A 7,361-nucleotide genomic window follows, 5' to 3' on the forward strand; every position below is an offset into this window, starting at 1 on the left:
AATTTATTCTCCTGAAGAATCAATGCCCCATTCAGAAAGTTTACGCTGCAATGTTTTTCTTCCTATACCAAGAAGGTCTGCAGTTTTACTTTTGTTATTACGATTAGCTGCCAGGTTTTCAAGAATTACAGTCTTTTCTGTTTCTTCAAGACTCTGGCCTAAAGGAATACTTATGGATTCACCTTCAGATTTTTTTGCCACAGCAGGAGGTAAATCTTCAAGACTGATATGATTTCCGGAAGACATTACAACTGCACTTTCCATACAGTTACGCAGCTCACGAATATTACCAGGCCAGTCATACTTGTACATGGCAGACTTTGCCTTTGCATCCAGACCTTCTATATTTTTTGAATTCTCCCGGTTAAATTCATCAAGAAAACTTTGAATCAAAAGAGGAATATCTTCCTTACGTTCCCTTAAAGGAGGAACATGAATGTGTACAACATTAAGGCGGTAATATAAATCTTCCCTAAAGTTACCCTTCTTTACTTCTTCTTCAAGATTACGGTTTGTAGCGGCCACAACCCTTACGTCAACATCAATAGTCTGTTCACCACCAACCCTTTCAAATTTTTTTTCCTGAAGTACCCTTAATATTTTTATCTGTACGCTCTGATTGATTTCTCCGATTTCATCAAGAAAAATTGTCGAACCATGAGCAAGTTCAAAGCGGCCTTTCTTAAGATGTTCTGCTCCCGTAAAGGCACCCTTTTCATGACCAAAGAGTTCGCTTTCAAGAAGGGTTTCACTTAAGGCTGCACAGTGTACATTTATCATTTCCTTATCTTTTCTTGAAGAATAATTATGAATGGCCCTGGCAACAAGTTCCTTACCTACACCGCTTTCTCCTGTTATAAGAACAGAGGCACGACTGTCTGCAACCTTACGGATAGTCTCCTGCATCTTCATAATGGCAGAAGATTTTCCAATCATGGAAGAAAAGACTGACGCATCTTCTACTTCTTTTTTAAGCTGCTGGTGTTCAAGACGAAGCTGACGGTTTTCCAGAGCCCTTTTTACAATCATTGTAAGCTGATCAAGATCTACAGGCTTAAGTAAAAAATCGTAGGCTCCGTGACGCATGGCATCTACAGCAGAGTTAACGTCTCCATGTCCGGTAAGAATTATTACCGGTACACCAGGAGTCTGAGCCGTAACACGCTGAAGGACTTCTTCTCCACCAATGCCGTTCATCCTTAAATCACTGATTACAAGGTCAATATCACCTTTTGCCACATACTCAAGACCTTCTTCTCCAGAAGCTGCAGTCTTTACGTTGTAGTCTTCCAGTTCAAAATTAGCGGCAAGTCCTTCGCGGATATTTTTTTCGTCATCTATAATAAGAATTGTAAATTTCATTTTTCACCTAAAAGCTTAGTGTCTTTCTGTGGCACTGGTATTGTAATCGTAAACTCAGTTCCCTTTCCGGCTTCTGAATCAACACTAATATCTCCCCTGAATTCCTTAATCACTTTATAAGCCATTGTAAGGCCCAGCCCTGTACCGTCTGCCTTTGTAGTATAATATGGTTCAAAAACATGAGAAGCAGTATTTTCATCCATACCGCAGCCATTGTCCCTTAATTTAAGAATGTATTTTTCTTCATCACATTCAGAAAGAATCAAAACACGGCCGTCACTTTTTTTAGAAGAATTTATTGCATGAAGGGCATTTTGCAAAATATTAATCAGCACTTCCCTAAAAAGTTTTTCATCAATTAAAAGCCTCTGCTCCTTATGACAAAGCCTGGTCTCAAGCTCAACCCCATTTTCCTTAAACTGAGGAATAAAGAAATCAGCTGTTTTTTCTACGATTTTATCTGCATCAGTAAGTTCCATATTTGAATGAACAGGTCTTACGGCAAAAAGAAAATCAAGAACTATTTTATTAAGGTTGGATATTTCTTCATTAACAACATCCAGATAATTTTCCATAAACTTAGGTTGTGGTAAAAGTCCGTCACCAGCCCTGGCCTTTTTAACAGCCTTCTGCAAAAGCTGAATATGAATGCTTATGGCACCAAGAGGATTTTTAATTTCGTGGGCAACAGATGCTGCAAGATTAGTAAGGCTTGCAAGACTTTCCATTCTGTGAAGAATAATTTCCTGCTGACGTTTTGAAGTAATATCATCAACGGTAATTATGGAACCGGTAATTAAAGTACAAACCTTTGTTTTATCCTGAACATTTTTCTGAACAAGAGGAAGCACACTTACAGTAACAAACCTTACACCGCTTTCCGTAGGAATTGAAAACTCATCACTTATATTTGTGTTTTTATTATTGGAAGCATTTCGTAAAAAAGAAGCAATTTCTTCTGTTTCAATACAGTCCCATACAATGCTACTTTCAAGAGAATCAGAAGACCTGTGCTTTAACTGAAGAAGTCTGTCTGCAGCCTTGTTTTTTTGAATAATATGCCAGTCATTGTCTGTAATAATAAGTCCTGTAGAAAGACTCTCCAGTATTGAATGAAAACTGTTGTTTTCTGAATACAAAGCTTCTATTAAAGAAGTAAGCTGTTCTGGGGAAAGTTTGCTTATTTTACTGGAAGCCTTTTTAAAAAACTCGTTCAATGCAAAGCCTCTCTGAATGCACCGCCAGAAAGATGATTAATCTGCATAAGGTTTCTTGAAAGCATTTCAAGAGCAGCAGCAGGATTCTGATTATAAACGGTAACATTATTATATGAAGATTTTAATTCCTTCAATATTCCCTGGGAACATACAGAACCTGCAGGAGAATGAAGGAGATTTTTCTGAGCCTTAATAATTCCATCAAGAAAGATTTTAAAAACCATACGGGGTTCAAAACTCTTGCAGGAAGTAACGATGGAAGCTACATCAGGCACATGACCTTCTGCAATATCCTTAAAGAAATCTGCAGCTGACTGTGCAACCGTATCAAGATTTACAGGAAGAAAGGATGATAAATAAGAATCAATACTTTCCGGCATGGTCTGATTATAAGAAGGAATAAAATGGAAAACCCTTTTTAAAACTTCTTCTTCTTCCGGCTGACTTCTCTTTACAAAAGAATAGGTTCTTACCCTGGATAAAATTGTAGGAAGAATTGAAGATCTCTTTGCAGTTGTCAGAATAAAAAGAACATCTTCCGGCGGCTCTTCAAGAATCTTAAGAAGGGCATTTCTGGCCCCCTCCTGCATACGGTCTGCATTTTCTATTATAAGAACTTTTTTACCGTGAACTGCACTTAAATGAGCCCAGCTGGAAAAATTACGAATCTGAGAAACAGGCAGGGATTCATACAAAAAAGAAGACTCAAGCTTGTCACAGTTTTTTTCTATATCATCAAGGATACGGCGGAATTCTTCTTCTTCTGGAAAAGCCTTACCTGGATTTATAAGTTCAAGATTTTCATTTACAGCCTGAACCAGGGGAGAAAATTTTGCCAGCTTGTCTTCACCTTCCCATAGAACAGGAGAAAACCTTGAAGTAAGTTTTCTTACAGCCCTTACATAAAAATAGCGGCTGGATTCAAGGTGACTTGAGTTCTGCAGGAACTGGGTTAATAAAGATTTTTTTGCTGCAGCAATTTCTAAAGTTCTGTTACCTGCACCAAGTAAAAGAGTGTTCTGACTTACTAAAGCCTTGTGTCTCTGACAGCTTTCACAGTTGCAGTTCCATTCACCTTTAGGAGTTCCCCTGCAGGAAAGCACCCTGGCAAGTTCAAGGGCGGCTGTTGTTTTTGCAGATGAAGATGGTCCGTAAAAAAGTATGGAACGGGGAAGAGTGTCTTTTGCTATGTCTTCAATAAGAAGATCTGCTGCATTCTGATATAAAACGTTCTCAAACATTACTTTGTCACCTTAGGAATATGGATTTTAGGGAATGAAACAAACTTACCTGTAATTTCATAGGTGTGGGATTTTTTTACCCCTTCATTAAATTTCTGTTCCGGGATTATTGAAATTACAAATATCATAAAGATTACCAGGGCAAGACCTTCTGCAAAACCAAAAAGAAGTCCCAGTATTCTGTCCAGGGAACGGAATATTTCTCCTCCAAAGATTTTATTCACAAGCTGCTGAAAAAGTTTTAGGGCAAGGAATACAAAAACAAAAATAATTACAAAAGAAAGAACAAGAACAGCTGCATCAGACTGAATATAATTTGCAAGATAAAAAGCCAGCTTCTTGTAAAAAAAAGCAGATATCCATATTGAAAGAACAGGAGCTCCCATTCCAAAAAGGGAATTTATAAAGCCCTTAATAAGTCCCATTACAATACAGAGAAATATTACAAGAAGGAAGATTATATCATAGGTCATGCATCTACCTCTTTAAGGATTCTTTCTGCAATCTCAAAGGCACTTTTCTGACCGCACATTAAAAGAGCTGCAGATGAATAGGATTTTCTTTTTTCTTCATCAAGGAAGAAGGCTGTTTTTTCCTTAAGGTTTTTGTCATCAGCATCTTCTCCTGCTAAAACTAAGGCTGCACCCTTTTCTTCAAAATAACGGGCATTGTCCACCTGGTCTCCCCTTGTACCTGAACCGCAGAGAGGAATAAGAACCATAGGCTTTCCGCAGACAGCACATTCCCACAAAGAGTTGGCCCCTGCCCTTGCTACAATTACATCTGCACTTTGAATTACAGCCGGCATTTCTCCATAAATAAAGGCATAAGGTTTATAGCTGTCATCCCCGGAATTCATAATATCAGGATTGGCATCAGCAAAAGCCTTTCCTGTCTGATGAACAACAATAAAACGCTCTTTAAGATAATCAAGATTATTTACAATAAGATTATTTACCTGAGTAGCCCCCAGGCTTCCCCCAAGAACAAGAAGTACAGGCTTTTTGTGATCAGCAGCTATTCCAAGAAATTCCAGTCCCTGGGCTTTCCTGTCTTCATAAAAAACAGGACGGACAGGATTTCCGGTTACAATACATTTAGAAGCAGCAGCGCCCTTAAAATAAGATTTTGTATCTTCATAGGAAACAAAAACATTCTTTGCTCCCCCTGCATTAAGTCTTGTTGCAAGTCCCGGAGTAAAATCACACTCATGGGTAAAGTAAGGAATCTTTAATAATCTTGCAGCCCTGCATGGAGGAACGCTGACAAATCCACCCTTAGAAAAAAGACAGTCAGGTTTAATTTTTATCAAAACAAAAATCGACTTTATAAAGCCAAGACCGATTTTAAAAATATCAAGAAAATTCTTAAAAGAAAAATATCTTCTTAACTTACCGGAAGGAATACCAATAAAGGCATCTATACTTCCACCTGCAGACGAAAGGTTCTTTTCTACAATACCCCTGTCCATTCCTGCAGAATTTCCCATCCAGTACAATTCAACTTTTTTTCCTGACTGACCGGCAAGAATTTTAACTTCATCAGCTACTGCAATTCCAGGATAAATATGACCACCGGTACCACCGCCGGCAAAAACTATTTTTATTACCTTTTCTTTATTTTTCATTTTTCAAACCTTCAGGTTAAGCAAATTATCCCTGATAGTATAAAGCTTAATGAAGAAAGTTTCCATATATAGAACAATATAGACCAACACGACAAAAAAAACAAAGCCGGCATTTTAAACAAAAAAAATGTACCATCTGAAAGCAAAGAGAAGTCCTTCAGCCATCAGATGGTACACATCAGGGATTTTTTTAAATTATTTTTACGGTTTTATTATTTTATGGTCTTTTATTTTTTAATGTTGTATGCACCAAAACCAGGATAGCATGCGCTGTCACCAAGTTCTTCTTCAATACGGAGAAGCTGGTTATATTTAGCAACACGTTCTGTACGGCTAGGAGCACCAGTCTTAATCTGACAGGTATTAAGGGCAACTGCCAGGTCTGCAATAGTTGTATCTTCTGTTTCGCCTGAGCGGTGTGAAGAAATTGCAGTATATCCAGCCTTGTGAGCCATCTTAATAGCTTCAAGAGTTTCAGAAACTGAACCGATCTGGTTAAGTTTAATAAGGATAGAGTTTGCAGCACCAAGTTTAATACCCTTAGAAAGGCGTTCAACGTTAGTAACAAAAAGATCATCACCTACAAGCTGAACTTTGTGTCCGATTTTAGCAGTCATCTTAACCCATCCGTCCCAGTCTTCTTCATCAAGACCGTCTTCAATAGAAACGATAGGATACTTGTCTACAAGGGATTCCCAGTGAGCGATAAGTTCGTCTGTTGTAAAATCCTTGCCTGACTTTGGCTGATGATAGAAACCTTTTCCTTTTGGAGACTTCCATTCAGAAGATGCAGCATCCATTGCAATCATAAAGTCCTTTCCAGGTTCATAGCCGGCTGCCTTAATAGCTTCAAGAATCTTTTCAATAGCTTCTTCGTCACTCTTAAGTTTATTAGGAGCAAATCCACCTTCATCACCTACAGCTGTAACATCACCCATTTCTTTAATAAGGGCCTGAAGTTTGTGGAATACTTCTGTACACCAGCGCAGACCTTCTTTAAATGAAGGAGCACCTGCAGGCATAATCATAAATTCCTGAGTATCAACTGCTGAATCAGCATGAGCACCACCGTTAAGGATGTTCATCATTGGTACAGGAAGTTTTGTTCCCTGAAGACCACCAAGGAAGCGGTAAAGAGGAATCTGAAGTGAATAGCTTGCAGCACGGGCACAGGCAATTGAAACTGCAAGAATAGCATTTGCACCAAGCTTAGACTTGTCTTTTGTTCCGTCAGCCTTAAGCATTGCAGCATCAACAGCATAAATGTCAGCAGCATTAAGACCTGCAAGAACGTCATTGATTGTACCGTTTACATTAGCTACAGCCTTAGAAACACCCTTTCCTCCAAACTTGGATTTATCTCCGTCCCTAAGTTCAAGAGCTTCAAATTCACCTGTTGAAGCACCGCTTGGAGCTGTTCCAAGAGCAACAGTACCGTCTTCAAGATGTACTTCTGCTTCTACAGTAGGATTACCGCGGGAATCAATGATTTCACGTCCGATTACCTTTACGATTTTAGTGGATTTCATATTTCCTCCATAAAAGATATTGATTTGTTAACTGATAAGATTAGATATCACTAACTTAAATTAGCTTAATCTAACCAAAAAACGCTTTTTATTCAATAGCATTAAAGAAAGTTGTATTAAGAAAAGAGGTTTGAATAAGGAGGATTTAAAATAAAAAAAAACCTTCCGAAAATCGGAAGGTTTAACATGCCAGCGGTCAGAATCGAACTGACGACATAAGGATTTTCAGTCCTCCGCTCTACCAGCTGAGCTACACCGGCAAGTGATGAGTAGAATATATACTTTACAAAAAAAAATGTCCACCGCATTTTTCCTTTTTTTATAAAAAAAAATACTTAACTATTTTTAATTGATTTTTTGTTCTATAAGCAATAGACTTTTAATA

General features: G+C 38.1%; 6 protein-coding genes and 1 tRNA gene. All 7 read right to left on the reverse strand.

Annotated features, from left to right (window positions below; translation table 11 throughout):
- Positions 1 to 3: 3 nt before the first annotated feature.
- On the reverse strand, positions 4 to 1,362 hold the full coding sequence (locus tag K6D58_RS04920; protein ID WP_296828226.1) for a sigma-54-dependent transcriptional regulator: 1,359 nt from the start codon (positions 1,360 to 1,362) through the stop codon (positions 4 to 6).
- Positions 1,359 to 2,579 (reverse strand): sensor histidine kinase, encoded by a 1,221-nt coding sequence (locus K6D58_RS04925; protein WP_296828228.1) that lies wholly within the window; start codon positions 2,577 to 2,579, stop codon positions 1,359 to 1,361. Before K6D58_RS04925 ends, K6D58_RS04920 begins: the two co-directional genes overlap by 4 nt.
- The gene (locus K6D58_RS04930) at positions 2,576 to 3,820 is read right to left on the reverse strand and encodes a DNA polymerase III (protein ID WP_296828230.1); all 1,245 of its coding nucleotides are present in this window, start codon (positions 3,818 to 3,820) and stop codon (positions 2,576 to 2,578) included. Before K6D58_RS04930 ends, K6D58_RS04925 begins: the two co-directional genes overlap by 4 nt.
- Positions 3,820 to 4,293 (reverse strand): CvpA family protein, encoded by a 474-nt coding sequence (locus K6D58_RS04935; protein ID WP_296828232.1) that lies wholly within the window; start codon positions 4,291 to 4,293, stop codon positions 3,820 to 3,822. Before K6D58_RS04935 ends, K6D58_RS04930 begins: the two co-directional genes overlap by 1 nt.
- On the reverse strand, positions 4,290 to 5,447 hold the full coding sequence (locus K6D58_RS04940; protein ID WP_296828234.1) for a UDP-N-acetylglucosamine--N-acetylmuramyl-(pentapeptide) pyrophosphoryl-undecaprenol N-acetylglucosamine transferase: 1,158 nt from the start codon (positions 5,445 to 5,447) through the stop codon (positions 4,290 to 4,292). The genes K6D58_RS04935 and K6D58_RS04940 overlap by 4 nt, the downstream gene beginning before the upstream one ends.
- Positions 5,448 to 5,674: 227 nt before the next feature.
- On the reverse strand, positions 5,675 to 6,976 hold the full coding sequence (gene eno / locus K6D58_RS04945; RefSeq protein WP_296828236.1) for a phosphopyruvate hydratase: 1,302 nt from the start codon (positions 6,974 to 6,976) through the stop codon (positions 5,675 to 5,677).
- A 187-nt stretch (positions 6,977 to 7,163) separates the two neighbouring features.
- A tRNA-Phe gene (locus tag K6D58_RS04950) sits at positions 7,164 to 7,236 on the reverse strand.
- Between the last annotated feature and the right edge of the window lie 125 nt (positions 7,237 to 7,361).

The sequence above is a fragment of the Treponema sp. genome, from assembly GCF_024696245.1.
Taxonomy (GTDB): Bacteria; Spirochaetota; Spirochaetia; order Treponematales; family Treponemataceae; genus Treponema_D.

Bases quoted from the DNA above. Each gene is read 5' to 3' on its own strand.
- K6D58_RS04920 (WP_296828226.1), bottom strand. From the start codon at position 1,362: ATGAAATTTACAATTCTTATTATAGATGACGAAAAAAATATCCGCGAA.
- K6D58_RS04930 (WP_296828230.1), bottom strand. From the start codon at position 3,820: ATGTTTGAGAACGTTTTATATCAGAATGCAGCAGATCTTCTTATTGAA.
- K6D58_RS04935 (WP_296828232.1), bottom strand. From the start codon at position 4,293: ATGACCTATGATATAATCTTCCTTCTTGTAATATTTCTCTGTATTGTA.
- K6D58_RS04940 (WP_296828234.1), bottom strand. From the start codon at position 5,447: ATGAAAAATAAAGAAAAGGTAATAAAAATAGTTTTTGCCGGCGGTGGT.
- eno (WP_296828236.1), bottom strand. From the start codon at position 6,976: ATGAAATCCACTAAAATCGTAAAGGTAATCGGACGTGAAATCATTGAT.